Source organism: Natronobacterium haloterrestre (genome assembly GCF_900112205.1).
GTDB lineage: Archaea > Halobacteriota > Halobacteria > Halobacteriales > Natrialbaceae > Natronobacterium > Natronobacterium haloterrestre.
The window spans coordinates 86,095-111,249 of sequence record NZ_FOKW01000004.1; the positions used below are offsets into that span (position 1 = coordinate 86,095).

General features: G+C 68.1%; 24 protein-coding genes. 14 read left to right on the plus strand and 10 right to left on the minus strand.

Going from position 1 to position 25,155, the window contains the following annotated elements; genetic code table 11:
* Window positions 1-55 precede the first annotated feature (55 nt).
* On the plus strand, window positions 56-589 hold the full coding sequence (gene msrA, locus BM113_RS09360) for a peptide-methionine (S)-S-oxide reductase MsrA (RefSeq protein WP_089787371.1): 534 nt from the start codon (window positions 56-58) through the stop codon (window positions 587-589).
* A gap of 42 nt (window positions 590-631) precedes the next feature.
* Here msrA and BM113_RS09365 read toward each other — a convergent pair whose 3' ends face one another.
* Window positions 632-1,006 (minus strand): winged helix-turn-helix transcriptional regulator, encoded by a 375-nt coding sequence (locus BM113_RS09365; protein ID WP_089787373.1) that lies wholly within the window; start codon window positions 1,004-1,006, stop codon window positions 632-634.
* Window positions 1,007-1,170: 164 nt separating this feature from the next.
* Between BM113_RS09365 and BM113_RS09370 the strand changes: the two genes are divergently transcribed.
* Window positions 1,171-2,199: an NAD(P)/FAD-dependent oxidoreductase gene (locus BM113_RS09370; RefSeq protein WP_089787374.1), complete on the plus strand. Its 1,029-nt coding sequence runs from the start codon at window positions 1,171-1,173 to the stop codon at window positions 2,197-2,199.
* A gap of 210 nt (window positions 2,200-2,409) precedes the next feature.
* Window positions 2,410-3,849, plus strand: a complete 1,440-nt coding sequence (locus BM113_RS09375) for a cupredoxin domain-containing protein (RefSeq protein WP_089787376.1) — start codon at window positions 2,410-2,412, stop codon at window positions 3,847-3,849.
* Window positions 3,850-3,888: 39 nt separating this feature from the next.
* Here the strand turns inward: BM113_RS09375 and BM113_RS09380 are convergent, their stop codons facing one another.
* Entirely contained in the window at window positions 3,889-5,754 is a 1,866-nt protein-coding gene (locus BM113_RS09380; RefSeq protein ID WP_089787378.1) for a glycoside hydrolase family 15 protein, read from the minus strand.
* Window positions 5,755-6,000: 246 nt separating this feature from the next.
* Between BM113_RS09380 and BM113_RS09385 the strand changes: the two genes are divergently transcribed.
* From BM113_RS09385 to BM113_RS09420, 8 genes are all read left to right on the plus strand, one after another.
* A complete protein-coding gene (locus BM113_RS09385; RefSeq protein WP_089787380.1) occupies window positions 6,001-7,086 on the plus strand; it encodes a guanosine monophosphate reductase in 1,086 nt (361 codons plus the stop codon).
* 322 nt (window positions 7,087-7,408) lie between these two features.
* Window positions 7,409-7,819 carry an urease subunit beta gene (locus BM113_RS09390; protein ID WP_089787381.1) on the plus strand — a complete coding sequence of 137 codons (411 nt, stop codon included), beginning with the start codon at window positions 7,409-7,411 and terminating at the stop codon, window positions 7,817-7,819.
* Window positions 7,816-9,522, plus strand: coding sequence for an urease subunit alpha (ureC, locus tag BM113_RS09395; protein ID WP_089787383.1), 1,707 nt, complete (start codon window positions 7,816-7,818; stop codon window positions 9,520-9,522). The genes BM113_RS09390 and ureC overlap by 4 nt, the downstream gene beginning before the upstream one ends.
* Window positions 9,523-9,616: 94 nt before the next feature.
* Window positions 9,617-9,997: an urease subunit gamma gene (locus tag BM113_RS09400; RefSeq protein WP_089787385.1), complete on the plus strand. Its 381-nt coding sequence runs from the start codon at window positions 9,617-9,619 to the stop codon at window positions 9,995-9,997.
* Window positions 9,997-10,617, plus strand: coding sequence for an urease accessory protein UreG (ureG, locus tag BM113_RS09405; protein ID WP_089787387.1), 621 nt, complete (start codon window positions 9,997-9,999; stop codon window positions 10,615-10,617). Before BM113_RS09400 ends, ureG begins: the two co-directional genes overlap by 1 nt.
* Window positions 10,614-11,552: an urease accessory protein UreD gene (locus BM113_RS09410; protein WP_089787389.1), complete on the plus strand. Its 939-nt coding sequence runs from the start codon at window positions 10,614-10,616 to the stop codon at window positions 11,550-11,552. Before ureG ends, BM113_RS09410 begins: the two co-directional genes overlap by 4 nt.
* Window positions 11,552-12,157: an urease accessory protein UreE gene (gene ureE / locus BM113_RS09415; RefSeq protein ID WP_089787392.1), complete on the plus strand. Its 606-nt coding sequence runs from the start codon at window positions 11,552-11,554 to the stop codon at window positions 12,155-12,157. The genes BM113_RS09410 and ureE overlap by 1 nt, the downstream gene beginning before the upstream one ends.
* Window positions 12,141-12,863: an urease accessory protein UreF gene (locus BM113_RS09420; protein ID WP_089787394.1), complete on the plus strand. Its 723-nt coding sequence runs from the start codon at window positions 12,141-12,143 to the stop codon at window positions 12,861-12,863. Before ureE ends, BM113_RS09420 begins: the two co-directional genes overlap by 17 nt.
* Before the next feature lie 73 nt (window positions 12,864-12,936).
* On the opposite strand, the gene BM113_RS09425 is transcribed toward BM113_RS09420, so the two are convergent.
* Window positions 12,937-13,362 (minus strand): winged helix-turn-helix domain-containing protein, encoded by a 426-nt coding sequence (locus tag BM113_RS09425; protein WP_089787396.1) that lies wholly within the window; start codon window positions 13,360-13,362, stop codon window positions 12,937-12,939.
* Between the two features lie 169 nt (window positions 13,363-13,531).
* Between BM113_RS09425 and BM113_RS09430 the strand changes: the two genes are divergently transcribed.
* Window positions 13,532-14,086 carry a DUF8170 family protein gene (locus tag BM113_RS09430; protein ID WP_089787398.1) on the plus strand — a complete coding sequence of 185 codons (555 nt, stop codon included), beginning with the start codon at window positions 13,532-13,534 and terminating at the stop codon, window positions 14,084-14,086.
* Between the two features lie 36 nt (window positions 14,087-14,122).
* Here BM113_RS09430 and BM113_RS09435 read toward each other — a convergent pair whose 3' ends face one another.
* The 6 genes from BM113_RS09435 to BM113_RS09460 all read right to left on the minus strand — a co-directional run bounded on the left by BM113_RS09435 (window position 14,123) and on the right by BM113_RS09460 (window position 22,542).
* Window positions 14,123-15,097 carry an aldo/keto reductase gene (locus BM113_RS09435; RefSeq protein WP_089787400.1) on the minus strand — a complete coding sequence of 325 codons (975 nt, stop codon included), beginning with the start codon at window positions 15,095-15,097 and terminating at the stop codon, window positions 14,123-14,125.
* Between the two features lie 233 nt (window positions 15,098-15,330).
* The gene (locus BM113_RS09440) at window positions 15,331-15,810 is read right to left on the minus strand and encodes a hypothetical protein (RefSeq protein ID WP_089787402.1); all 480 of its coding nucleotides are present in this window, start codon (window positions 15,808-15,810) and stop codon (window positions 15,331-15,333) included.
* Window positions 15,807-18,281 carry a penicillin acylase family protein gene (locus tag BM113_RS09445; protein WP_089787404.1) on the minus strand — a complete coding sequence of 825 codons (2,475 nt, stop codon included), beginning with the start codon at window positions 18,279-18,281 and terminating at the stop codon, window positions 15,807-15,809. Before BM113_RS09445 ends, BM113_RS09440 begins: the two co-directional genes overlap by 4 nt.
* Window positions 18,282-18,372: 91 nt before the next feature.
* Window positions 18,373-19,566 (minus strand): ABC transporter permease, encoded by a 1,194-nt coding sequence (locus BM113_RS09450; protein ID WP_394327715.1) that lies wholly within the window; start codon window positions 19,564-19,566, stop codon window positions 18,373-18,375.
* The gene (locus tag BM113_RS09455; RefSeq protein WP_089787406.1) at window positions 19,556-21,580 is read right to left on the minus strand and encodes an ABC transporter permease; all 2,025 of its coding nucleotides are present in this window, start codon (window positions 21,578-21,580) and stop codon (window positions 19,556-19,558) included. The genes BM113_RS09450 and BM113_RS09455 overlap by 11 nt, the downstream gene beginning before the upstream one ends.
* Window positions 21,577-22,542 carry an ABC transporter ATP-binding protein gene (locus BM113_RS09460; protein WP_089787408.1) on the minus strand — a complete coding sequence of 322 codons (966 nt, stop codon included), beginning with the start codon at window positions 22,540-22,542 and terminating at the stop codon, window positions 21,577-21,579. Before BM113_RS09460 ends, BM113_RS09455 begins: the two co-directional genes overlap by 4 nt.
* Before the next feature lie 155 nt (window positions 22,543-22,697).
* Here BM113_RS09460 and BM113_RS09465 point away from each other — a divergent pair, with 155 nt between their 5' ends.
* Both BM113_RS09465 and BM113_RS09470 read left to right on the plus strand, forming a co-directional pair.
* Window positions 22,698-23,195 carry an SRPBCC family protein gene (locus BM113_RS09465; protein ID WP_089787410.1) on the plus strand — a complete coding sequence of 166 codons (498 nt, stop codon included), beginning with the start codon at window positions 22,698-22,700 and terminating at the stop codon, window positions 23,193-23,195.
* Window positions 23,196-23,267: 72 nt separating this feature from the next.
* Entirely contained in the window at window positions 23,268-23,618 is a 351-nt protein-coding gene (locus tag BM113_RS09470; protein WP_089787413.1) for a winged helix-turn-helix transcriptional regulator, read from the plus strand.
* 47 nt (window positions 23,619-23,665) lie between these two features.
* On the opposite strand, the gene BM113_RS09475 is transcribed toward BM113_RS09470, so the two are convergent.
* Window positions 23,666-25,129 (minus strand): YjiH family protein, encoded by a 1,464-nt coding sequence (locus BM113_RS09475; RefSeq protein ID WP_089787415.1) that lies wholly within the window; start codon window positions 25,127-25,129, stop codon window positions 23,666-23,668.
* Window positions 25,130-25,155: the final 26 nt, after the last annotated feature.

Sequence of the window (25,155 nt, forward strand, 5' to 3'; positions counted from 1 at the left end):
CCGCTTCCCGCGACGTCCCGTCACATCTTTCCTCGCCGGGCCCGTCCACTCGAGCATGGAACGCGCCACGTTCGGCGGCGGCTGTTTCTGGTGTGTCGAAGCGGCCTTCGAGGAACTCGAGGGCGTCGAATCGGTGACCTCCGGCTACGCCGGCGGCCACGTCGAGGACCCGACCTACGAGGAGGTCTGTTCCGGCAAGACCGGCCACGCGGAGGTCGTCCAGCTCGAGTACGACCCCGAGGCCGTCGCCTACGAGGACCTGCTCGAGGTCTTCTTCACGATCCACGACCCCACGACGAAGGACCGCGAGGGTCCCGACGTCGGCTCGCAGTACCGCTCCGCGATCTACGCTCACGACGAGGACCAACTCGAGACCGCCCGGCGGTTCGCCGAGGAACTCGAGAACGAGGGTCTCTACGAGGGGATCGTGACCGAGATCGAGCCGCTCGAGACGTTCTACGAGGCCGAGGAGTACCACCAGAACTACTTCGAGAAGAACCCCAACGACGCCTACTGTACGATGCACGCGGCCCCGAAAGTCGAGAAGGTCCGCGAGAAGTTCGACGGGAAGGTTACGGCAAGCGAGTAGTCGGGCCGTCGCGGCGTCGGTGCCGATCGGTCGTTCGACGAGTTACGCGAGCGACCCGTCCGGGTCGGACGCCTCCGAAAGGTGTTCTTTCCCCCACTCGGTCATCGCTTCGATCACCGGTTCGAGCGATTCGCCCAGGTCGGTCAGCGAGTACTCGACCCGGACCGGTTTCTCGTTGACGATCTCGCGGTCGACCAGTCGCTTCTCCTCGAGGTCGTCGAGCACCTCCGAGAGCACCTTGCTCGAGATGCCGCCGACTTCCTCCTGCAACGCGTTGAATCCGAGCGGGCCGTTCGCGAGCAGTCGCTGGACGATCACCGGGTGCCACTTCTTGCCGATCAGCGTCGCGGTGGCGGTGACGGGACACCAGTCCTCTCCCGCACACCAGACCTGAAGGTCGTCAGTCGGTTCAGTCATGGGTCACCCAACGGGGCTGACGGATTTAACGTTACCTCACGTAATCCACTTACCGAGCAATAGCTTCCGGCGAACCCGGTTACCGGTTCGTAACCCGGTGTGGCGCCGGTTGGCTCGAGTTTATCACTTACGAGCCGTAATCCGGTTACGAGAAGAAACCATCAATGACGACGCCATCCATCCCCGACGAGCGCCGGTACGAAGTCGCCGTGGTCGGCGGCGGACCGGCCGGACTGACGACCGCACTGTACGCGACCCGACTCGGCCACGAGACCGCGGTCTTCGACCGTGGCGGCGGTCGCGCCGCGATGATGCAGGAGACCCACAACGTCATCGGCGTTCCCGAGTCGGTCTCGGGCGCCGAGTTCCTCGAGACGGCCGTCGACCAGCTACGGTCGTACGGCGCGGACTACCGCCAGGAGTTCGTGACCGGCGTCGACCGGCGCGACGACGAGTTCGTGCTCGAGACGACGGAGGGGACGGCCGTCGCCGACCGAGTCGTGCTCGCGACCGGTTTCTCCGACGGTCGCCCGGAGCCGCCGCTACCCCGCACCGGCCGCGGCCTGCACTACTGCCTCCACTGTGACGCCTACATGTTCGTCGACGAGTCGGTCTACGTGATGGGCCACGGAGACAGCGCCGCCTACGTGGCGATGATCATGCTGAACTTCACCGACGACGTCGATCTGCTGTTGCGGGACGACGACCCGACCTGGAGCGACGAGACCGCGACGCTGCTCGAGAACCACCCCGTCGACGTCGTCCGCGAGGAGGTCACCGGCGTCCGGAACGGCGAGGACGGCTGGCTCGAGGCGCTCGAGTTCGCGGACGGCTCGGTAAGGGAGTACGCCGGCGGGTTCGCGATGTACGGCTCGGACTACAACGACGGGCTCGCGGCGTCGCTCGGCGCGGAACTGAACGACGACGGCACGGTTGCGGTGGACGACCACGGCCGCACGTCGGTCGACGGGCTCTACGCCGTCGGCGACCTGACGCCCGGCCACAATCAGATCCCCGTCGCGATGGGCCAGGGCGCGAAGGCGGGCATCGCGATCCACAAGAACCTCCGGGAGTTCCCGAAGTCGCTCGCGGAACTCGAGGCGGAAGGCGCGGTCGGTCCAGAGGACGTCCCCGCCATCGCACCTGATCTGCGACAGCGAGCGAACGCGCACGCGTCGGCGGAAGGCGACTGAGCAGATCCGACGGTCGCTTCAGCCAGTACGAAACCAGGTGATACACTCGGTAACGTCGAGTTAGGCCTCCGGGCGGACGGCAGACGTCGCGGAGCCCAGCGGGGGTCGGTGAGACCACCTACTAAAACGTTGTGTGAATGGGTAGCTATCGCGCAACAACGATTGTCGCCTTTCTTCCTCGGACCTCCTCACCGACCTCCGTGGTAGCAAATGACAGACGATAACGAATCGAACCGCGGCGTGGCACGACGGGCCCTGCTGGCGGCCGGCGGCACGGCGACAGTCGGGGCGCTGGCGGGACGAGCGGAAGCGAGAGGGAACCGACTGGACGAACACCGGGAGACCGACGGCGACGAACTCCGTGAACCCAGCCGGGAAGTCACGGCCCGACAGGAGCCGGGGAACGCCTTCTACTGGGTGTTGCCGGGTGAACGACGGTTGAGTCCGCAGGTCTTCGGCACCCCCGAGAACCCACGGCGCGGAAGCGCCCTGCTCGAGTCGCGGATCGAACAGGCAAAGGGGTTCCCCGAACCGCTCGGCGACGCGATCCCGCAGTTGCTCGAGGACCTCCCGCCGCTCGTGGCCGCGCCGGAGGCGGCCCGCGAACCCATCGAGGACGAGGACGAGAACGAGGACGGGATCGCCCAGGAGCGGTTCACCGAACCGACGCTGTACAGCGACGAGGCGGAAGTCACCAGCGGCGCGTTCGAGATCACCTATCGAGACCGACAGCCGTACGATCTCCCCGGCGGACCCGACGCCACGACGGATTCCGTCGAACTCGAGGCGCGGTTCACCGACCCGGCGGGCAACGAGTACGAACTCAGACAGGACCACGTCGTCCAGCCGCCGATCCCGGGCTACGAGACCGGCGGCGGCGTCCTGACGGGCGGTTGGCTCCACGGGATCTCGGGGACCGGCTCGCCGCTGTTGCCGGAGGTGTATACCCACGGCGCGTCGTGGGGGGTCGGCGACGTGGTGGTCAACGGAGAGGTGGCCACCGAGGACGGGTTCCGCCTCATCCACTTCATGACGACTCAGACGGTGCGCGACGAACGTTACCGGATGGTGCTGGACGAGGAGCTGCCGCTCGCGCCGGACGAGACGATCGCCGGCCGGATCCACCACACTCACGGCGTCGTCCTGCCGATCAGGCCGACGCCCGAGGGCCCGGTCTACGACCCGGTTCCGACGGCGATGGAGCTACCGAACGGCGAGACGCAGCCGTTCATCCACGCGATGTGGGAACAGGAGGAACTCGTCGACGCCCCGTTCCAGGACTGGGAGTATCCCGACGGGAGGGACGAACCCGACGAGCAGGACGGAGACGACGCGGGGGCCGACTTCCAACTGCTCGGCGATGCCTCCGCCTGGCAGGGTGTGGCTCCCGACGCCATCGCGGGCGAGGAGAACCCGACGCTCCGGCTCGAGGCGGGGACCGAGTACGAACTGACCTGGGAGAACGCCGACGGCCTCCAGCACAACTTCTCGATCGAAGACGAGGGCGGGTCGGACCTGCAGGCGTCGGAGTTGCTGGGCGAGGAAGGGGCGACCCAGACGGTCACGGTCACGGCGACCGCGGAGATGTCTGAGTACTACTGCCAGGTCCATCCCGGGACCATGCGGGGGTCGATCGAGGTCGAGGACTGAAGACAGAGGGCTGAAGCCGACCGCGACCGGAGAACCGGCTCACTCCTCGAGGTCCGGGACCGGCTCCCCGAGTCGGATCCCCATCGGCGCGGGCCCCGGGGTCTCGTATCCCCGGACGTAGCCGAGGTAGAGGGCGCTGTTGACGATCCCGATGTGGCTGAACGCCTGGGGGTAGTTCCCGAGATGGGCGCCGCTCTCGGGGTCGAGTTCCTCCGCGACGAGGCCGAGCGGGTTCGCGTACTCGAGCAACGTCCCGAACCGGGAGGTCGCTTCCGCGACCCGACCCGAGAGCGCGAGCGCGTCGATCAACCAGCAGGAACAGAGCACGAACGCTCCCTCCTCGCCCGGCAGGCCGTCGTCGCCGTCGTAGCGGGACACGAAGACGTCGTCCGCGACCAGTTCCGCCTCGATCGCCTCGATCGTCCCCTGGATCCGGTCGTCGTCGAACGGCAGGAAGCCGACGATCGGGAACAGCAGGGCCGTCGCGTCGAGGGCGTCGGACCCGTAGGACTGGACGAACGCACCGAGATCCTCGTCGTACCCGCGCTCGAGAACTTCGGTCCGGATCTCCGCGCGCGTTTCCCGCCAGGCGTCCAGCGGCGCGTCGAGGTCCCCGTCGGTCGCGATCGCGATTCCCCGGTCGAGCGCGGCCCAGCACAGGACCTTCGAGTGGACGAAGTGGCGGTCGCCGCCCCGGACCTCCCAGATGCCCGCGTCCGGCTCGGCCCAGACCTCGCGGACGTACTCGACGATGTCGCGGATCCGCGCCCACTCGTCGTCCGCGAGCGTTCGCCCGTGACGGCACATTTCGTCGACCGCGAGCAGAAGTTCGCCGTAGACGTCGTGTTGGCGTTGCTCGACGGCCCCGTTGCCGATCCGGACGGGTCGCGATCCGCGATACCCCTCGAGGTGGGTCAGTTCCCGCTCCTCGAGGTCGGACTCGCCGTGGAGGCCGTACAGGGGCTGGATCGCCGCCGGCTCGTCCGCCTGGCACAGGTCCATGAACCAGTCGAAGTAGTCGTTGGCCTCGTCGGCCGTACCGAGGTTCAGCAGCGCCTGGACGGTGAACCCGGCGTCGCGCAGCCAGTTGAACCGGTAGTCCCAGTTGCGGACGCCGCCGACGTCCTCGGGCAGTGACGCCGTCGGCGCGGCCGCGATCGCGCCGGACTCGGCGTGAGTCAGGAGCTTCAGGACGAGTTCGGAGCGAACGACCTCGTCGTGCCACGGGCCCGCGAACGTGCAGTCGTCCGCCCCGCAGGTGTGCGCCCAGTCGGTCCAGAACCGGATCGTCCCCTCGAGCGCGGCCTCCGGGTCGGTGCTCGCGTCCTCGGCTCCCGTACACCGCAGCAGGAACCAGGCGTCTTCCCCCGCCTCGAGCGACAGGTCGCCGGCGATCCGGCCGTCCTCGGTCGCGAGGTCGGTCGGCGCCTCGAGCAGGACCCGTTCCTCCGCGCCCGCGGCGAGAACCCCGACTCCATCCTCGACGGGTTCGATCGTCGGCTCCGCGCGCCCGTAGTCGAACCGCGGCTCGAGGTCGACCTCGAGTTCGGCCCGTCCCTCCGTGCAGGCGACCTTCCGGTAGAGTACCTTCTTCGGGTCGTCGACTCGACCGGCCGGCGGCATGAAGTCCGTCACCGTCGCCGTGCCGCCTTCGGTGCGGAAGGTCGTCTCGAGGACGTTCGTGTCGCCGACGTACCGACGTTCCGACTCGAAGGCGTCGGTGGGTGCCACCCGAAACCGGCCGCCGCGGTCGTGATCCAGGATCGCCGCGAAGATCGTCGGCGACTCGAGATGTGGAAACGGGAACCAGTCGATCGACCCGTCCGGCCCGACGAGCGCACACGTCTCGAGGTTCCCGACGACGCCGTAGGATTCGATCGGCGGGTACGCTTCGGAGTCAGTCATCGATACCACCCGGTACGACGGGGACGTCGAACGCGAAGCGATCGAGGGGCGGATCGGGACATGTCGTCGGGTTCGACGACGAACAGCAAAAAGGCGAACCCCTCCTGTGCCCGAACTGAACGTCCGGAAAGGCGAGAGCACGCAGTCGCCGCGCCGAGCCCTTTCGGTGTCCCGACCGGAACGACCGACCAATGGGGCAGAAATCCGACGAATTTATTTTCGTAGACAACCTCTTTTTTGAGGGTCATGAACGAACTCAGGACGGGACTCAGTTACGGAGACGTACTGCTGGTTCCGCAACGATCGCCCGTCGATAGCCGCAGCGACGTCGATCTCTCTACGAACCTCACGCCGAACATCGAACTCGAGACGCCGCTGGTTTCGGCGGCGATGGACACCGTTACGGAGAGCGAACTCGCGATCGCGATCGCCGAGAGCGGCGGGATCGGGACGATCCACCGGTTCCTCACGGTCGACGAGCAGGCCGCGGAAGTCGAGACGGTCGCCGACGTCGGTCACCCCGTCACGGCGGCCGTCGGCATCAACGAGGATTACGTCGACCGGACGGCGGCGCTGCTCGAGGCCGGCGCATCGGCGATCGTCGTCGACGTCGCCCACGGCCACCTCGAGCGGGCGCTCGATGCGACGGCGGAGCTCCGATCGGAGTTTCCGGATGCCGAACTGATCGCGGGCAACGTGGCGACGCCGGACGGCGTCGAGGACCTCTACGAAGCGGGTGCCGACAGCGTCAAGGTGGGGATCGGCCCGGGATCGCACTGTACGACCCGGAAGGTCGCAGGGGCAGGCGTCCCGCAGTTGACCGCGATCGACGACTGCGCCGAGGTCGCGCGGGATCTGGGCATTACCGTCGTCGCGGACGGCGGGATCCGGACCTCGGGGGACGCGGTCAAGGCCCTGATGGCCGGCGCGGACACGGTGATGATGGGCAGTCTCTTCGCGGGGACCGACGAGGCACCCAGCGAGATCGTCACGGTCGACGGCGTCAGGTACAAGCGATCCCGCGGGATGGCGACGACGGCGGCCGCCGAGGACCGCGACGACAAGCCCGAAAACGTCGACGCCGACGAGGGCGTCGAGGGGCTGACGCCGTACAAGGGACCCGCGGCGGACGTCGCCGAGGAGTTCTGTGCAGGTATCCGGTCCGGCCTCTCGTACTGCGGCGGGCACACGATCCCCGCGGCCCGCGAGAACGCGGAGTTCATCCGCGTCGCGGCCAGCGCCCAGGAACGCGAAGGTGCACACACCGACGACGAGTGGGAGACCGTCAGCGTCGATAGCGTCGGCGAGGCGGCGACGAACGCCGACGACTGACCGCGTTCACGGCCCTCCCGTTTCGCAGTGGCCGAGTCCCGAGTCGCCCCGTCCTGATCGAGCGTCCCGGTCGGGACCGCTGTCCCCGGCCACGCGCTCTCGAGGGTGTCCATTCGACCGACACACACGCCGATCAGGAGGAGTGACAGGAGGAATGCCGAGAAGGACGAGCTATTTCTGGACGGAATAACACGAATCGGAGATCCGCTGGGCAAGTATTGGCGCGCAGTGGAGTACTTACATCGTTCGTCTCCTTATCCCGGGTCATGATGACACATATCAGACTCGAGGGTGCCGACCGCCCGGTCGGCGCGGTGGTGGGATGACGAACCTCGTGCCGGGAGAACTTGACCCCGCAGGCGACCCGGTCCGGATCAACGAGGGGCGACCGACGGCGACCGTCACCGTCGAGAACACCGGCGATCGACCGGTCCAGGTCGGCTCGCACTTTCACTTCTTCGAGGTCAACCCCGGCCTCGAGTTCGACCGCGAGTCGGCCTACGGGATGCGACTGGACGTTCCCGCCGGAACGGCGGTCCGGTTCGAACCCGGCGTCGAACGCGACGTCGACCTCGTCGCGATCGGCGGCGACCGTATCGTCCGCGGGATGGCCGGCCTCGTCGAGGGCGAACTCGACGACGACGCCGTGAAAGAGCGAGCGCTGGAACGGGCTCGAGAACGGGGCTACATCGCGGAGTCGGAGCCTGATACGAGCGGAGGCGACCGTCCGTGAGCCGCGACCTCCCCCGGTCGGAGTACACCGACCTGTTCGGGGCTACCGAGGGCGACCGGCTACGGCTCGGCGATACGGACCTGTTCGCGAGGATCGAAAGCGACCACGCCGTCCCGGGCGAGGAGGCCGTCTTCGGCGGCGGGAAGACGATGCGGGACGGGATGGGAATGCAGTCCGGCGTTACGCAGGCCGAGGGAGCCCTCGACTGGGCCGTGACGAACGCCGTGATCGTCGACCCCGTCCTCGGCGTCCGCAAGGGCGACATCGGCGTCCGAAACGGGGAGATCGCCGGCGTCGGGAAGGCCGGCAACCCCGATACCATGGACGGCGTCGATATGGTGATCGGCCCGAGCACGGACACGATCCCCGGCGACGGGCTGATCGCGACGCCCGGCGCGCTCGACATTCACGTCCACTTCAACAGCCCGCAACTCGTCGATCACGCCCTCGGCTCCGGCGTGACGACGATGCTTGGCGGCGGCTTCGGCGGCGGCGCGACGACCTGCACGCCCGGACCCGAGAACGTCAAACGGTTCCTGCAAGCCGCCGAGGCGTGGCCCGTCAACGTCGGCCTCTACGGCAAGGGCAACAGCAGTCGGCCCGCGGCGCTACGCGAACAGATCGAGGCCGGCGCGTGCGGCATGAAACTCCACGAGGACTGGGGGTCGACGCCCGCCGCGATCGACACCTGCCTCGAGGTCGCCGACGAGGAAGACGTCCAGGTCTGTATCCACACGGACACGCTCAACGAGTCGGGCTTCGTCGAGCACACGTTCGATGCGATCGACGGGCGCGCGATCCACACGTTCCACATCGAGGGCGCCGGCGGCGGTCACGCGCCGGACGTCCTCGAGTTGATCGGCCACGAGCACATGCTGCCGTCCTCGACGAACCCGTCGATGCCCTACACCGAGAACACGTTCGACGAGCACCTGGACATGGTGATGGTCTGTCATCACCTCAACCCCGACGTCCCCGAGGACGTCGCGTTCGCCGAGTCCCGGATCCGGGCGGAGACCATCGGCGCGGAGGACGTGCTCCACGACACCGGCGCGATCAGCATGATGACCTCCGACTCCCAGGCGATGGGACGCATGGCGGAGGTCATCAGCCGCACGTGGCAGACCGCCCACAAGATGAAGGGCCAGCGCGGGCCCCTGCCGGCCGACGAGGGGACGAACGCGGACAACGCCCGCATCGAACGCTACGTCGCCAAGTACACGATCAACCCGGCGATCACCGCCGGGATCGACGACTACGTCGGCTCGCTCGAGCCCGGAAAGCTCGCGGACGTCGTCCTCTGGGAGCCCGGCTTCTTCGGGATCAAACCGGAGGTCGTCCTCAAGGGCGGGTTCCCGGTCTGGTCGCAGATGGGGGAGGCGAACGGCTCGCTGATGACCTGCGAACCGGTACTCGGCCGCGAACGGGCCGGCGCACAGGGTCGGGCGAGACACGGCCTCTCGGTGACGTTCGTCAGCGACGCGGCGAGCGAGAACGACGTGGGCGAGGCCTACGACCTCGAGACGCCGGTCCGGCCGGTCAGCGACACGCGGGAGGTCCGGAAGTCCGACATGCTACACAACGACCACTGCCCGGACGACATCGAGATCGACGCCCAGACGTTCGAAGTGAAAGTCGACGGCGAACACGTCACCTGTGACCCGGCAGCGGAAGTGCCGCTCGCACAGCGATACCTGCTCTGACTCCGATCATGTACCACACCACACCCACCACGGACGTACCAGCACCGACGAGCCGACCACCCGCTCGCTCGAGCCACCGCGCGGGGGTGAGCCGATGGGTATGAACCTCTCCCCGAAGGAGATGGAACGACTCACGGTGTTCATGGCGGCCGAACTCGCCCGCCGGCGGAAGGACCGGGGCGTGAAACTCAATCACCCCGAGACGGTCGCGTACATCTCCGACTGGGCCTGCGAGGCCGCCCGCGAGGGGAAATCCGTCTCGCGGATCCGCTCGGAGGCGACACGACTGCTCACCCGCGAGGACGTCATGGAGGGCGTCCCGGAACTGGTCGACATGATACAGGTCGAGCCCGTCTTCCCGGACGGCACGAAACTCGTCACCATCCACGACCCGATCCGGGCCGACGACCCGGGCCAACTCGAGACGGCCGATCCGGCCCCGGATGCGGACCTCGAGACGGAGGGGAGCCGCTGATGGGGTACCGAGACGTCGCCAAGGTCGGCCTCGGCGGCCCCGTCGGCTCCGGGAAGACGGCGCTCGTCGAACGGCTCGTCCCCGAACTCGTCGCTCGTGACTACGAGGTCGGCGTCATCGCCAACGACATCATGACCCAGGAGGACGCCGACGTCTTCCGGGAGTCGTTCGCGGACCTGCTGGCCCCCGACCTCGTCGCGGGCGTCGAGACGGGGGCGTGTCCGCACACCGGCATCCGGGAGGACCCCTCGATGAACCTCGCGAAGATCGACGAGTTCACCGAGCGCCACCCCGACCTCGACGTCGTCCTCGTCGAGAGCGGCGGCGACAACCTCGCCGCGACGTTCAACCCCGAACTCGCGGACTACTTCCTGTTCGTCATCTCGGTCGCGGAAGGCGAGGACATCCCCCGCAAGCGAGGGCCCGGCGTCACCCAGGCCGATCTGCTCGTGGTCAACAAGACCGACCTCGCGCCCCACGTGGACGCCGACCTCGAGGTGATCGAGGACGACGCGGCGGCCGTTCGAGGGGACGACCCGTTCGTCTTCACGAACTGCAAGGACGGGGCGGGCGTCGACGCCGTCCTCGAGCACGTCGAACGGGAGGTGCTGTTCGCGTGAGCACCGATTCGCGTCCTGCAGCGGCCGACCGCCCGCCGATCCCGCCCGCCTTCGAGGCCTACGCCGACGAACCGCTCGCACAGGCCCCCGCCGCCGGCCCCGGAAAGAACGGCCTGCTCGAGGCCACCTTCGCCCGCCGCGGAGACGGCCCGACCCGGCTCGTCCGGGATCGGGTCGCGGTCCCGTACCACCTGACTGGCACCCTCGAGACCGACCCCGCGCCGGGACTGACGACCCTGGTCGCCCAGGAGCCGACCGGCGGCGTCGCCCAGGGGGATCGCCACCGGATCGCGCTGGACGCTCGAGCCGACGCCCGCGCTCACGTGACGACCCAGAGCGCGACGAAGGTCCACAGCATGACCGACAACTACGCCCATCTCGACGCCACCTTGCGGGTCGAGTCCGGCGGCTACCTCGAGTACCTCCCCGGAGCGACGATCGTCAACGAGGGCGCGCGCTGTCTCCAGACCGTGACGGTCGACCTCGCCGAGGACGCCTGCGCCGTCGTCGCCGACGTCCTCGTCCCGGACGGGTTGAGCGATCACGAACCGTTCGGTTTCGACCACTACCACGCGCGCCTCGAGGCCGAACGCGACGGGCGACTGGTCTGTGCCGACGCCGTCGACCTCCGACCCGACGAGCGCGACCCGCGGGACCCCGCAAGCGTCGGCGAGGGCGGCGTCGTCGGCTCGCTGTACGTCTTCGCGCCTCCCTCGAGCGTCGACGGGCTCCTCGCGGACGTCCGCGACCGGCTCCCGGATCGCGACCGCGACGCCGTGGAGGCCGGCGTCTCGACGCTCCCCCTCGAGTCCGGGGTGATCGTCCGGCTGCTCGGCCGCCGCGAGGCGGACGTGACCGAAACGCTTCGGGCCGCGTGGGACGCCGCGCGGCGAACCCTGCTGGGGGTCGGCGCACCCGCCGACCGGCGATACTGATGGAGCGAATCGACGGCATCGTCGGCAACGTCCACGCCGACGACGACCTCGCGGCGGCCCGCGACGCCCACGACGAGCGGGGCACGCTCGAGCGGGTCGTCGTCGACGCGGACGAGCGCCGCCGGTCGCGGTTCCGGGCGACGACCGACGCCGGGACGGACGTCGGCGTCGTGGTCGATCGCGCCGCGGTATCGGCGGGGGACGTCCTCTTCCTCACTGACGAGCGGATGATCGTCGTCGCGTTCGAACCCCGGGACGTCCTCGCCGTCGACCTCCCTCCGGCGACCGACGAACGGCTCGAGGCGGCGGTCGAACTCGGCCACCGGATCGGCAACCAGCACTGGGATCTGGCGGTCGAGGACGGCGTGGCGTACGTCCCGCTCGCGGCCGACCGCCACATCGTCGAGCGGGTGGTGGCGGACGTGGTTCCGGGATCGGCGGTCGGCGAGACGACCGTGGAGGCGGATCTGTTCGTCACGGACGCCGACGGAGCGAAGGCAGGGTACGACCATGGCGGTGGGCACGAACACGGGCACGAGCACACCCACGACCACGATCACGGCGACGGCGACCACTCACACACCCACCATGACCACGACCCCTGACCCCGACGCGGGGGCGTTCCTGACCGCGCTTCGCCTCTCGGACTCGTTCCTGCCAGTCGGCGGCTACACCGCCTCCTACGGCCTCGAGCAATACGTCAACGAGGGCCGGATCGAGGACGGCGACGACCTCCGGGAACTGCTCGCGGCCTACCTCCGGCGGATCGTCGGTCCCTGCGAAACCGTCGCGCTGGCGAACGCACACGCCGCGAGCGGGGCTGGCGATCTCGAGGCCCTGCTCGCGGTCGACGAACGGCTCCACGCGGTGACGATGCCCCGAGAGTTCCGCGAGAGTTCGACGAAAGCGGGGGCGAAACTCTGCGAGTTACTGGTGGGCGACACGACCGACGGGGACGGAAACGGCGACCTCGAGAACGCGTTCGCCGACGCGGTCGCGACCGACGCCACGCCCGGCCACTACCCGGTCGTCTACGGCGTCGTCGCACAGCGACGTGGCCTCTCGCGACGCCAGGCGTGTCTCTCCCACGCGTACTCGTTCGTCACGGGGCTGCTCGGCGCGGCCCAGCGGCTCGGCCGGTTCGGCCACACGGAGATCCAGGCCGTGCTCGAGGCGCTCGAGCCGGTCATCGCCGAGGTGTGTACGCGACACGTCGACGACGAACCGACCGCGATGGCCTCGTTCGCGCCGCTCGCGGAGATCATGGGCATGCGCCACGAACGGGCGGGCCGGCGGCTGTTCATGAGTTGAGTTTCCGTTTCCGGGTTCGTTGGCGGAGATTTCCGATTCCGTTTCCGATAGCCGGAGATCGCGGGCGACGCCGTCACTCGCGGTCCGGCCGCGGCGCGTTCTCGTATTTGATCATCTTCTCCGGCTTGTCCGAGATCGTCTCGTAGATCCGCTGGAGCGTCTCCTCGGCCTCGAGCAGGTTGTGCGCCTCGAGGAACGCCCGGCCCTCGTCGGTCAGACCGTAGAACTTCCAGGGGTAGCCCTGGCGGCGCTCGTCTTCGGGCAGGGTGACCTCCTCGACGATGCCCGCCTCGATCAGCTTCTGGACGTGCTTGTAGACGGTCGCCTCGCTCACGCTCGGGTTCAACTGCTCGAGTTCGTACATCGAGGGCAGTTGATCCGGGTGCTGGAGGATGTTGCTCACGATGGCGAAGCGGGTCTCCTGTGTGACGAAGTGGAGGAGTTCGCGGGTCTCAGCTTCCGTCTTCGATCCCCCACCGACGCCCGCGTCGGTACTCATGGGGCTACGTACGGAGCCGACCGCCAAGTAGTTTACCCTGGAGTAAACCACTCTGGGGTAAATTACTCTCGAGCGGGCTGGCGGTTCGACCAGCCCCGATCCGGCGGAAACTTTCGGAAACGGAACCAGTGGGGTAAATGCTATTTCCGTACCGTCTGAACGTAACTCCATGACCGACGAGTCGCCGCCCGTTCCCGACGACGTCCTGACGAGCGTCACCGACCGTCTCGAGGACGAGGAACTCTCCCTGGCCGACAACGAGGAACTGCTTACGGCCCTGAGCGACCTTGCGCCGCTGTACGAACGCGAGCGGTCGTACTTCGTCCTCGGGAACTACGACCCCGAGCAGCGCCGCCGCCTCGAACTCGTCGTCGACCGCCTCGAGCGCCGGGAGGACACGTACGCCTTTCTGATGTCCGACGTCCGGGGCGGCTGGGACAACGGTATCCAGAAGTTCTGTCTACTCGCGGACATGGTCACCCACGTCGTCGGCGTCGCCGAACGGGAGCCGAGCGGCTTCCTCGTCGAGCAGGGCCTGCTCGTCGGCAGCGAGGAGTACTTCGACAAGAGCTACGTGCTCAAACGCACCTATCCCGACGCCGACGAGGACCATCCCTACGGCTGGATGGAAGACGCCGTCTTCGAGTTGCTCGAGGCCGAAGACCGGCTCTACGAGTGGCGGACCGAGGACGACCTTCTGGAGGCGGTCGAACGGATCCCCTGACACGGCCGTCCGGCGCTCGCCCGACCCGACGCCCGCTCAGGAGTGACCCGACACCGGCACCGGCTCGTAGGGCTCCTCGAGGTAGGCGATGTCCGAGGCCGACAGCGAGATCTCGAGCGCTTCGACGGCTTGCTCCAGGTGCTCGACGCTCGTCGTCCCGACGATCGGCGCGTCGACCCAGTCCTTGTGCAACAACCACGAGAGGGCGATCTGGGCCATCGTCACGCCCTTCTCGGCGGCCAGTTCGGCGACGCGCTCGTTGATCTCCCGGCCGCCGCCCTCGCGGTAGGGGTGGTCGTACAGGTGTTCCTCGGTCTCGCCGCGGGTCGTCGCGTCGATCTCCTCGTGTGGACGCGTGAGGAAGCCTCGAGCGAGCGGCGACCACGGGAGGACGCCGACGTCCTCCTTCTCGCAGAGGGGCAGCATCTCCCGTTCCTCCTCGCGGTAGACGAGGTTGTAGTGGTTCTGCATCGTGACGAACCGCTCGAGGCCCAGCCGATCGCTGGTGTACAGCGACTCCGCGAACTGGTGGGCGCACATGGAGGACGCGCCGACGTACCGGACGTGGCCCCGACGGACGGCGTCGTCCAGTGCCCGAAGCGTCGTCTCGATCGGCGTGTCGTCGTCCCAGCGGTGGATCTGGTAGAGGTCGATCGTGTCCATCCCCAGCCGTTCGCGGCTGGCTGCGAGTTCCTGCTCGATGGCCTTCCGCGAGAGCCCGCCCGAGTTGGGGTCGTCCTCGCGCATCTGGAAGTACCCCTTCGTCGCGACGACCGACTCCTCGCGGTAGCCCTCGAGGGCGTCACCGAGGATCCGCTCGGATTCGCCTTTCGAGTACATGTTGGCCGTGTCGAAGAAGTTGATCCCGAGGTCGATCGCTCGCTCGATGATCTCCGTGCTCTCCTCCTCGTCGAGGACCCACTCGCGCCAGTCGCTCGAGCCGAAGCTCATGCAGCCGAGGCAGATCCGACTGACCTCCATGCCGGTCGAACCGAGCGTCGTGTACTCCATGGACGGCCGTAGGAGGACCGGGTAGAAAACGATGGGTGTCCCGGCGATCGGTCGCTCCGCTCCGTTACGTTTTAGTTCGCCAGTTCAGTATTGAGTACTGACGTATGGCGGACGAACACAACGACCGAGACGCGAACCGAAACGACGACGGAGGCATCGTTTCGCGAATCAAGAGCGTCTTCAGTCGCGACTGATCGTTCGTTCGGCCGCCACCGGCCGAGTGGGTTCGTTTTTTACCGAACCAACCTGACCAGCGACCCGAATACCGGGAGCCCGAGCGCCGCCCCGACCGCCACGTAGACGATCGGCGTCGTCCCCGCCGCGACGGCCGCCGAGTCGCCGAGGGTCGCCGCGAAGACGGCGAGCACGAGGACGCCGAAGCCGAGTCCCCCCAGCACGGCCCGCTTCGTCGTCGGGGAAACGAGTCCCACGAGCGCGCCCGCGGCGATCAGCCCGAGCCAGTGGAGCCACGACAGCGCGAGGCCGACGGCGACCGCGGCGAGGAGCGCGACGGCGTGGACCGTCGAGTCCGTGCGGACCCGCTCGAGGACGTTCTGGTGCCGCCGATCCGAGGGTCGCGTCCCGACGTTTTCCTCGCGGGTGCTGTCGTCGGTTGCGGGTTCGACGTTCCCGTTCCCGTTCCGGTTCCCGTCGGTCCCGCGTTCGCTCTCGTCGGTCGGCTCGTCCGCGGCCGACGAGTCGCTCGCGGTCATTGCGATCCCTCCACGTTCGCCGCCTCGAAGACGACGTCCGGGTCGCCATCGTCCACCGAGCGGTCCATCGGCTTCTGCTCGCCGTCGAGCCACGCCTCGAACTGGTCGTCGTAGTGCTCGGAGAAGTAGTCGCCCGAGTTGCCGCCGGGGAGGATCGCCGTCGCGTCCCCGCCCGGTTCGACGACCATGCGCCAGCTAGAGCCCACCGCGGAGTCGACGCGGTAGTTCTTGACCGTCGCCGCCGAGCCGTCGGCCGGCCGATCATCGTAGTCCAGAAACGGGGCCTCGACGCCGAAGGGATGCTCGATCGGGCCGGTCGTGTTCCGGTCGCCGTAGGTCTCCCACCTTTCCCCGTCGATCTCCGCGAGCGCGGCCTCGAGGGCGTCGACCATGCGTTCGGCCCGCGACCCGTCGAACCAGTCGCTGTCGGCGGGCAGCGTCGCGAGCACCCAGTCGTTGGGATAGTACGACTCGTCGAGGTCGGCGTCCTCGAACGCGGGTTCGAAGACCTCCCGGCGGAAGCTCTCGAGCCAACGGTCGAAGACCAGCGCCGGAGACGAGTCCCGTTCCATGCGGTAGTCCCAGTCGGCGAGCGCGTCGGCGGCGTCCTCGAGGTCGGCCGAAGCCCCGTCGTGGTTCGCGACGGCGTCGACGAGGTCCGGGACCAACTGCGCGGCGCGGCCGTCGTAGGTGTCGTCCTGCAACTCGCGGTGGAAGTCGTGGTCGGCCGGCTCGCCGGATTCGAGGCGCTCGTCGAGCCGTTCGTAGATCCGGGCACCCCGGTACGGCGTGGCGTATGCGACGCCCACGTAGTGGCTGGGGTCGTCCGCGACGCGCTGGTTCGCCGTCACGAGGACGTCTGGGTCGATCGCGTGGGGTTTCTCCTCGAAGGGGACGAACCCGTCCCACGAGGACTCGCCGAACGGGGTGAACCCGGACCACTCGCCCTCGCCGGCGGAGCCGTCGAAGAGCCGGTTGCCCGAGACGGGGTCGCCGTCGATCCGTCTGATGGGTAGTTTCCCCGTGACGTAGTACATCGTTCGCCCGTCCGCGTCGGCATAGACGAGGTTCTGGGTCGGCAGGTCGAACTTCCGGGTCGACTCGAGGAGGTCCCCGAGGCCGTCGGACCGCTCGAACTCGTAGATTGCCTCGGTCGTCCGCGTCGCGGTGTGGCCCGTCCAGGCGACGCCGACCGTCTGTCCCTCGCGCTCGAGGACGGGGCCGTGAACGGTCTTCTTGATCGTGAACGTGCGGTCCTCGCCGTCGGCGACCGGAATCGCCCGTTCCTCGGTCTCGAACGCGCGCCACTCGTCGCCGTAGCGGTACTCGTCGGCGTCGGTACTCGTGAGACGCCGGTCGGCCCCACTCGAGCCGTCGTCGCCCCGCATCTCGTACTCGTAGCAGTCCAGCACGTCCGCGCCGACGTTGGTGAACGACCACGTCCCCGTCCCGTTCGCGCCCGTGATGACGAACGGGACCCCCGGAAACGTGGCACCGCGGACCGACGTCTCCGGCGTCTCGACGTGCTGTTCGTACCACAGCGGCGGCGTCATCAGCGTGAGGTGGGGGTCGTAGGCGACGATCGGCCCTTCGCCGTCGGTGTGCTCGCCCGAGACGACCCAGCTGTTCGACCCGACCCCGGTGGGCGACTCGAACCGCGAGAGCCAGCTCGCCAGTTCCCGGTCGACGGCGTCGGTCTCGAGGGCGCCGGACCGCGAGTTCGCGGTACCGTCGCCACCGCCCCCATCACCGCCCTCGAGTCGCTCCCCATCGACCCCCTCCCGCAGGATCGGCACGTCGTGGTCCAGCCGCTCGGGATACAGCTCCTCGAGGGCGTCCTCGCCGAGCCGGTCGGCGATCACCGCCCGCCGGAGTTCCCCGAAGTTCCCCGTCAGGTCCCACGAGATCTGTTTCTCCATCAGGATCGTATCGACGGGCGTCCACTCGCGGGGCTCGTAGCCCAGCAGTTCGAACTCGAGGGGGAGTTGCTCGGTTTCCATCGCGGCGGTGACCCCCTCGGCGTAGGCCTCGACGAGCGGCCCCGCGGGGGCGTCCGCGACGCGCTCCCAGGTCGCCTCGGCGGCCCCCGCGAAGTCCATCGCCACGTGGAACGCGTCGTCCTCGAGGGTGGCCTCGCCGACGAGTTCGGACAGTCGACCGCGCATGACCCGCCGCTGCAGATCGAGCTGGAAGGCCCGGTCGAACGCCTGGACGTAGCCGACGGCGAAGTACGCGGCCGCCTCGTCGTCGGCCTCGATCGTCGGTACGCCGTACCCGTCGTACCGGACGGTAGCGTCGCCATATGGGTTCTCCACCGACCCCGACAGCTCCCTGTCCGCGGCGTCCCACGCCGACCCCGACAGCGGCGCAAACGACTCGAGGAGTTCGCTCGCGCCACTGACGGTCAGGCCCCCGACGCCGGCGGCGAGCGCGCCGGCGAGTAGCCCTCGACGCGTGGTGTCATTGCTCACGATTACCGTCCCCTACGTCTCTCCGATCCTACATAACTCTGCTGTCGCCGCGGTCCGATCGCCGCCTCGCGCCGTCGGGCCCGAAAACGGGCTACAGGTCCGCCGGATCGACCCGTTCGACCGTCGCTCGGACCGCGAAGAACGCGCCGACGCCCAGCGTCCCGTAGAGCGCGAGCAACAACCACGTCGTGCCCGTCGCGCTCCCGAGTCCGAACTTGGCGACGGTGTTCGCCGGGTGCTCGGGCAGGAGCGTCGACACCACCAGCGCGCCGACGATAGCGACCGAGTACAGCAGCTGGGCCTGCCTGCGATCCGGCGCGACGAGGGCGACGACCGTCCCGAGGCCGACGACCAGCAGGGCCAGCGCGGCGACCAGGCCGACCAGCGCGACCGGGTGGGCGACGGTCGTCCCGTTGACCGCCAGCAGCGCCAGCCAGGCGACCGCCTGGACGGGCGCGAGCGCCGTCGTCGCCGCGAGCTTCGCGTCGACGACGTCGCCCAGCGACAGCGGCGTCACCCGCAGCAACTCGAGCGTGCCCCGTTCGCGTTCCTCGACCAGCGAGTCGACGACGATCGAGCCGCTGATGAACGCCGGCAGGAACAGCAACAGCGGCAGGAGGATCGTGTACGTGAACCCGACGTACGGGCTCGCGTCGACCTCGTCGGGGACCGACAGCGGGAGCGACTCGAGCCGGTCCGCGTTCCCGACGCGTTCGGCGTGTTCGACGGCCTCGAGCGTCTCCCGGAGCTGGACGACCAGCAGGGTCGTCTCGATCCCCTCCTCCGGCGCAGCGACGTCGACGAGCAATCGTCCCTGGTCGTCCCTGGTGGTCTCGAGGACGGCGGCCGCCCGTCCGTTCTCGAAGCTCCCGTAAGCCGCTTCACGGGTGTCGTATCTGACGGTATTCAGCCCCTCCTGTTCGTCGGCCGCAGCCTCGAGCACGGCGCGGTCCTCGCCGACGATGGCGACGTCGATCTCCTGACCGCCGAGCCCGTCGGGATCGTACATGGAGACGAAGCCGACGACGAGAAACGAGGAAAACGCCGCGATGAACAGCTGGATCGCGATCGCGAGCACGATCGTCTTTTCGGAGCGTAGGGAACGCAGTTCCCGGCGGACGACGGCCAACCGTGGGCCGAACCGGGACTCGCGACCGCCGCCGGTCGCGGCTGCGTGTTCCGGCGGCTCCGGCGGGTTCGGTCCCCGCTGGATGGAGTCCGCCGAACTGCCAATGTCGTGGCCCGTCTCGCTCGAGTCGCCTCTAGACGATCGATCACGCGACAAGGAGGATCACCCCGAGGTTGTAGCCGACGTGAACGGCGGTTGCGACCGCCAGCGCGACGGCGTAGCTCGTTCGACCGCGGGTCGCGCCGGCCACTGATACGACCGCCGTCACGACGTGGAGGACAAGCGGGGCGAGCACGATGCCCGCGAAGACGAACGGGCCGTCCGCGACCGCCGGGGCCGCCGTCTCCGGCCCGAACGCCGCGACTGCGCCCTCGAATTCCTGAAGGCCGACGAGCTGGACGATCTGTGTCGCCTTCTCGGCGACGAAGAACGCGCCACCCGAGAGCGTCCCGAGAACCGCGGCGACCCCGAGCGTCGGTTCGAACCGCGCCCGGCTGAAGCCGGCGTAGACGTGGATGCTCTTCGCGACCTCCTCGAGGACCGCCGCGACGACGAGGATGATCGGGACGGCCGCGAACGGCGGCGCGGCGAAAAGCAGTGCGACTGCGAGCAACTGGGCCGCGAAGACGAAGGGGAGAAACACGACGGAGAGGACGGGAACACTGCGTTTCCCTCGAACCCGGACCGCGATCGCGTCGACGACCTTCGACGGCACCGGCTTCTGGGCGAACATGTCCTCCTCGCGGTAGGTACCGATCCCGAGCAGAAAGAGCACCGCGGCGGTGAGATACGCCGGGCCGGTCGAGACGAGGTACGCGCCGAGCGTCGGCGTCTCGCCCTGGAGGTCCATCACGACCAGCGTCAGCGGCGAGATCAGCGCGATCGGAGTGACGTCCGTGAAGATCGCCGGGATGAACGCGTAGGTCGTGAGCCCGACGCTGATCGCGACGGTGACGAAGGTCAGTTCCTTGAACGACCGCGCGAACATCGCGCCGGAGAACGTGGCCGCGAGGAAGAGCAGGGCGACCGGGAGGGTGGCCGCCACCGACAGCGGCCCGCCATCGATGGCGACCGTAATCGCGACGACGATCGCGACGAGTGCGCCGAGGTACGGCACCGTCTTGCCCGCGACGATCTCGCGGCTCGAGGCCGGCGAGACCAGCAGGAGTTCGCCCCGGCGGTTGATCCGCTCGTCCATGATCGTGCTCCCGTAGGCCTGGATGACGAAGTTCATCGGCACGACGAACAGGAACGCGAGGACCAGCGACCGGAACGGAAACGGCGGCGAGAGCGTGCTCGGCGACCCGGGAACCGAAACGGCCCCGTCCGAGGAATCCGCGACGCTCGGCGTCTCCTCGAGGCCGGTCGCGTCACCGTCGGAATCGCTGCCCGCGTCGCTGCTTTCGCTCTCGCGTTCGTCTCCGTCGCCGTCGCCGCTCGAGTCAGTGGCCCCCGGAGAGTCGTTCTCTGTGCCGTCGCCATCGGCCCCGGCCTCCGTCCCGTCCCCGTCTTCCTCCTGGGTGTCGGCCGCCTCGCCGTCGTCACTGCCGCCGTCCGGGTCGTCCGGCGTGTCGTCGCCGTCTGCCGTATCGCTGTCGCCGTCGCTCGAGGGCTCGATCGCCCCCTCGAAGCTCCGGTCCTGGTAGTCGATTTCGACGAGCACCGGATAGGCCGCCGCCTCGTCTTCCTCCTGGGCCATCAGCCCCTCGTTGTACCGATCGATCGCGTCCCGGAAAGCGTCGTAGGCGGCCTCGCCGTTCCCCCCGACGTAGCCAATCTGCCCGTCTTCGATCACGACGTCGACGTTCGGGTCGTCGGCGCCGTAGACTCCATCGAGTCCGTCCTCGTGGAGCGGCACCGTCCTGAACTGGTCGCTCGCGGCCGCGACGTCGTAGTACGGATCGTCTTCGTCGACGCCGACGACGTAGATCTCGTCCTCGAGGCCGAGTCCCTCGTCGGCGACCGAGAGTCCCACGGTCGCGACCGCGATGGCAACCACGGCGAGGACGAAAAGCGTCTTCCGGTCGACGGTCCCGGTCGTCCGCGAGACCTCCCAGCGGGCGACGCGAGCGGTTCTCGAGGCGGACTCGAGAACGCCCCGGGCACGTCGTCCGAGGGCACCGGGACGGTCGCCGCGGTCGCCTTCGCCGGGCCGGTGATCCTCGCTCACGTATCGACCACCTGCTCGCGCTGCTCGTCGGCGCGTTCCTGCTCCGCTTTGCGCCGCCGTTCGGCGTTCTCCGCGTCGCCGCTTGCCACCTCGAGGAAGACGTCCTCGAGGCTCGGCGCCTCCGTCTGGATATCGGTCACGCGACCGCCCCGTTTTTCGACGGCCGTCCTGATCGACTCCACCGCGTCCATGTCCGTGACGACGTGGCGAACCCCCTCGTCGGTGGGTTCGGCCGAGGCCCCCGCGACCGCATCGCTCGCGTCGACCGTCGCGTACACGTGGTACTCCGTCCCGCCGTGGTCGTCGCGGATCCCCTCGAGGGTGCCCCGGGCGACGATCCGGCCGTCGTTCATGATGACGACCCGGTCGCAGACGCTCTCGACGTGATAGAGGTTGTGCGCGCTGAAGACGACCGTCTTGCCCTCCTCGCTCAACTCCTCGGTGAACTCGATCACGTGGTTGGTCGTCAGCGGATCGAGCCCGGAAGCGGGTTCGTCGAAGATGAGGACGTCGGGATCGTTGATCAGCGCGCGGGCGATCGCGACCTTGCGTTTCATTCCCTTCGACATGTTGCCGATCCGGCGGTCACGGTGTTCCAGGTCGAGTCGATCCAGCGACGATTCGATACGGTCGGCCGCAACGTCGCCGGGCACGTCGTAGAGGTCCGCGAAGAACGCCAGATAGTCGGTGGCGGTCATCTCCTCGTACAGCGGGGACTCCTCCGGGAGGAACCCGAGTCGGCGCTGCATCGCCCGTTCGCCGGGTGTGTGGCCGGCAACGACGGCGGTCCCCGCAGTCGGTTCGACGAGGCCCGCGAGCATCTTCAGCGTCGTCGTCTTCCCCGCGCCGTTGGGGCCGACGACGCCGAACACCTCGCCGCGTTCGATCGAGAAACTACTGCCTTCGACGGCAGTGAACCCGTCGTACTCCTTGCGAAGCCCCTCCACATCGAGTATCGCCATTCGTTGGTCGATGGACGAAGCGACTCCAGTAAAGTCTAGCGACCGGGGACAGTCGTGCGATCCGGACGGTCCGTGCTTTGCAGTTCGGGCCTCGAGTCGGATTCCCTCGACCCCCGCGGGCAACGCCCATTGTGGTTCGGAACGTAGCATCGACGATGACCCGACTTCGCCCCGTACGCACTTCGGACGGCCGCCAGCTCGAGGCCTCGCACGTGATCGCCGTCCCGGCCGACGAGGCCTGGGACCTCCTCGTCGACACGACCCGCTGGCCCGAGTGGTCCCCGACGATCCGCGAGGTGGAGGCCACCGACCGCAGGATCCGCGCCGGAACTCGAGGGCGAGTCCGCGTTCCCGGCGTGTGGCTACCGTTTCGCGTGACTCACGTCGACCAGGCCGAACGCCGCTGGGAGTGGCGCGTGGTCGGGCTCCCGGGGCCCGGCCACCGCGTCGACGACCTCGGGCCCGACCGCTGCCGTGTCGCGTTCGAACTCCCGCTCGGCGCGGCCGGATACGCGCCGGTCTGTCTCGAGGCCCTCGAGTCGATCGCGGCAGTGCTCGAAGAACCCGGCCACGACAGCGACGACGTAGAGGACGAGCGGTCCGAGGCCGGCGTCGACGGGAACGCCGGCACCGACGTCGACACGAACGCGTAGCTTCGTAACCCGATACAACCTGGTTCGGTTCCGAACTGCTATACCGTTCGAGTCCCAACCCGGAGTCAGACGATGTCACGACCCCAGACCCCGCCCCAGGAGGAACAATCCGACGCCTGCCCCGTGATCGCTTCCCTCGAGCAGATCGGCTCGAAGTGGCGACTGGCCGTACTACACGAACTGCTCGAGGGCGAACAGCGGTTCAACGAACTCAAGCGATCGACGGGCGCGAACGCACGCACTCTCTCGCGGGTGCTCGACGACCTCGGCGAGATGGGGTTCGTCGAACGACGAATGGAAGAAGATGCCCCCATCGCGACCTATTACAGCCTCACCACGAAGGGAGAGTCGCTCGAGCCGGTGTTCGACGAGATCGAGTGCTGGGCGGGTAGCTGGCTCGAGGTCGAGGAACTGAGCCCCTAAGGCGACGACTTCTCTCGGGAAAACCGACCCGCGAGGATCGAGTCCGGTTACAGCAGGCCGACCGCCGCGAGGAGATGCGTCATCGCGGCGATGATCAGGACCAGAATGACCGTCCGCATGACGAACAGGACGACGAGGTCTCGGAAGCGGATCGGTACGTCGCTGAACATATCCATCATCATCGGCGCGGTCGCCGAGAAGAAGATCAACTGCGAGATCGAGAGGACTGCGATGAAAAAGCGTGCCATCGCGTCCGCCTCCACGACCAGCAGTGCCGGAATGAACATCTCGGTGATACCGATGATCGTCGCCGGTGCGACGACCTCCGCGTCCGGGATACCGAGCAATTCGATGACCAGGACGAGCGGCCGCGAGATGACGTCGAAGACCGGTGTGTGTTCGGCCAAAACGACCGCTGCCAGGCCGATCGACAGGATCGTCCCGAGGATGAGCACGGCGAGTTTGAGCCCGTCGACGAATCCACGGACCGACGCGCCGACGATGCTGTCGCCCGTCTCCGCTTTCTCAACCGCCTCCGAGAGCCCGAACCGGACGTACTCCCGGACAGACCCGCGAAACGGCGTCTCCGGGTTCGGCTCGGCGACGTACTCCTCGGGTACGTTGCTCAGCGGCGGAATTCGGACGAGGATAATACCCGAGACCGCGATACAGACGAGATAGGCGACGAAGATAATCGGGAACAACTCGAGGAGATCGAGCGTCGCTGCGACGACCCCGACGAACCCGATCGAGACCGTCGCGAAGCAGGTGCTGATGATGTAGACGTCCCGTTTCGAGTACTCGCCGCGATCGAAGACGTTCCTGGTGACGTAGAGGCCGACGCTGTAGGAGCCAACCCAGGAGGCGACGCTGTCCAGCGCCGCGCGACCCGGTATCTTGAACAGCGGCCGCATGATCGGCCGGGCCATCGTGCCGACGAACTCGAGGCCGCCCAACTCGACGAAGAGGTTGATGAAGATAGCCCCGATCGGGATGATAACCGCGACGCTCAGGATGAGCGTCCCCCAGACGAGTCCGCCCGTCGCCGGTCCGATCAGCCAGCCGGGACCGATCTCGAGGAAAAGGACGGGTGCGAGGACGGCTCCGGCGACCCGGAACAACCAGAACCCGAGCGACGTTTCCCAGTAGGACAGCGCCAGCCGGTTCGCGATCCCATCGCTGACCGAAAGCAGGTCCCGCTTGCGGAGCTCGGCGACCGTCGTCAGTACCCCGCCGGCCAGGATGAGCCCGAGCGCGTATACCCCCGCCGCCGTCGGGAACGAATCGGTGATCCAACTCACGACGATATCGAACGGAACCGTCACCTGCCCTTCCCAGGGGACCGGCACGAGAAAGAAGACAAAGCCGATCAGGAACGCCACCCCGAACTTCGTCACCGGCCCCCGGCGGATCTCCGTCAGGTCGATGTCCTCGATCCGTTTGGGTTCCTCGACGGTGTGAATGCGCTTGGTTCCCTGCTCCTCTCCTTGCCAGGCCGCTTCGTCGAACATGTGGTAGTGTGTGATATTAACACACA

What these genes read in the sequence shown, in the direction of transcription:
- BM113_RS09425 (WP_089787396.1), bottom strand. Translation starts at nt 13,362, where the DNA reads ATGAGTACCGACGCGGGCGTCGGTGGGGGATCGAAGACGGAAGCTGAG.
- BM113_RS09390 (WP_089787381.1), top strand. Translation starts at nt 7,409, where the DNA reads ATGACGAACCTCGTGCCGGGAGAACTTGACCCCGCAGGCGACCCGGTC.
- msrA (WP_089787371.1), top strand. Translation starts at nt 56, where the DNA reads ATGGAACGCGCCACGTTCGGCGGCGGCTGTTTCTGGTGTGTCGAAGCG.
- BM113_RS09475 (WP_089787415.1), bottom strand. Translation starts at nt 25,129, where the DNA reads ATGTTCGACGAAGCGGCCTGGCAAGGAGAGGAGCAGGGAACCAAGCGC.
- BM113_RS09460 (WP_089787408.1), bottom strand. Translation starts at nt 22,542, where the DNA reads ATGGCGATACTCGATGTGGAGGGGCTTCGCAAGGAGTACGACGGGTTC.
- BM113_RS09420 (WP_089787394.1), top strand. Translation starts at nt 12,141, where the DNA reads ATGACCACGACCCCTGACCCCGACGCGGGGGCGTTCCTGACCGCGCTT.
- BM113_RS09400 (WP_089787385.1), top strand. Translation starts at nt 9,617, where the DNA reads ATGGGTATGAACCTCTCCCCGAAGGAGATGGAACGACTCACGGTGTTC.
- BM113_RS09385 (WP_089787380.1), top strand. Translation starts at nt 6,001, where the DNA reads ATGAACGAACTCAGGACGGGACTCAGTTACGGAGACGTACTGCTGGTT.
- ureE (WP_089787392.1), top strand. Translation starts at nt 11,552, where the DNA reads ATGGAGCGAATCGACGGCATCGTCGGCAACGTCCACGCCGACGACGAC.
- BM113_RS09365 (WP_089787373.1), bottom strand. Translation starts at nt 1,006, where the DNA reads ATGACTGAACCGACTGACGACCTTCAGGTCTGGTGTGCGGGAGAGGAC.
- ureG (WP_089787387.1), top strand. Translation starts at nt 9,997, where the DNA reads ATGGGGTACCGAGACGTCGCCAAGGTCGGCCTCGGCGGCCCCGTCGGC.
- BM113_RS09440 (WP_089787402.1), bottom strand. Translation starts at nt 15,810, where the DNA reads ATGACCGCGAGCGACTCGTCGGCCGCGGACGAGCCGACCGACGAGAGC.
- BM113_RS09380 (WP_089787378.1), bottom strand. Translation starts at nt 5,754, where the DNA reads ATGACTGACTCCGAAGCGTACCCGCCGATCGAATCCTACGGCGTCGTC.
- BM113_RS09375 (WP_089787376.1), top strand. Translation starts at nt 2,410, where the DNA reads ATGACAGACGATAACGAATCGAACCGCGGCGTGGCACGACGGGCCCTG.
- BM113_RS09370 (WP_089787374.1), top strand. Translation starts at nt 1,171, where the DNA reads ATGACGACGCCATCCATCCCCGACGAGCGCCGGTACGAAGTCGCCGTG.
- BM113_RS09430 (WP_089787398.1), top strand. Translation starts at nt 13,532, where the DNA reads ATGACCGACGAGTCGCCGCCCGTTCCCGACGACGTCCTGACGAGCGTC.
- BM113_RS09470 (WP_089787413.1), top strand. Translation starts at nt 23,268, where the DNA reads ATGTCACGACCCCAGACCCCGCCCCAGGAGGAACAATCCGACGCCTGC.
- BM113_RS09435 (WP_089787400.1), bottom strand. Translation starts at nt 15,097, where the DNA reads ATGGAGTACACGACGCTCGGTTCGACCGGCATGGAGGTCAGTCGGATC.
- BM113_RS09465 (WP_089787410.1), top strand. Translation starts at nt 22,698, where the DNA reads ATGACCCGACTTCGCCCCGTACGCACTTCGGACGGCCGCCAGCTCGAG.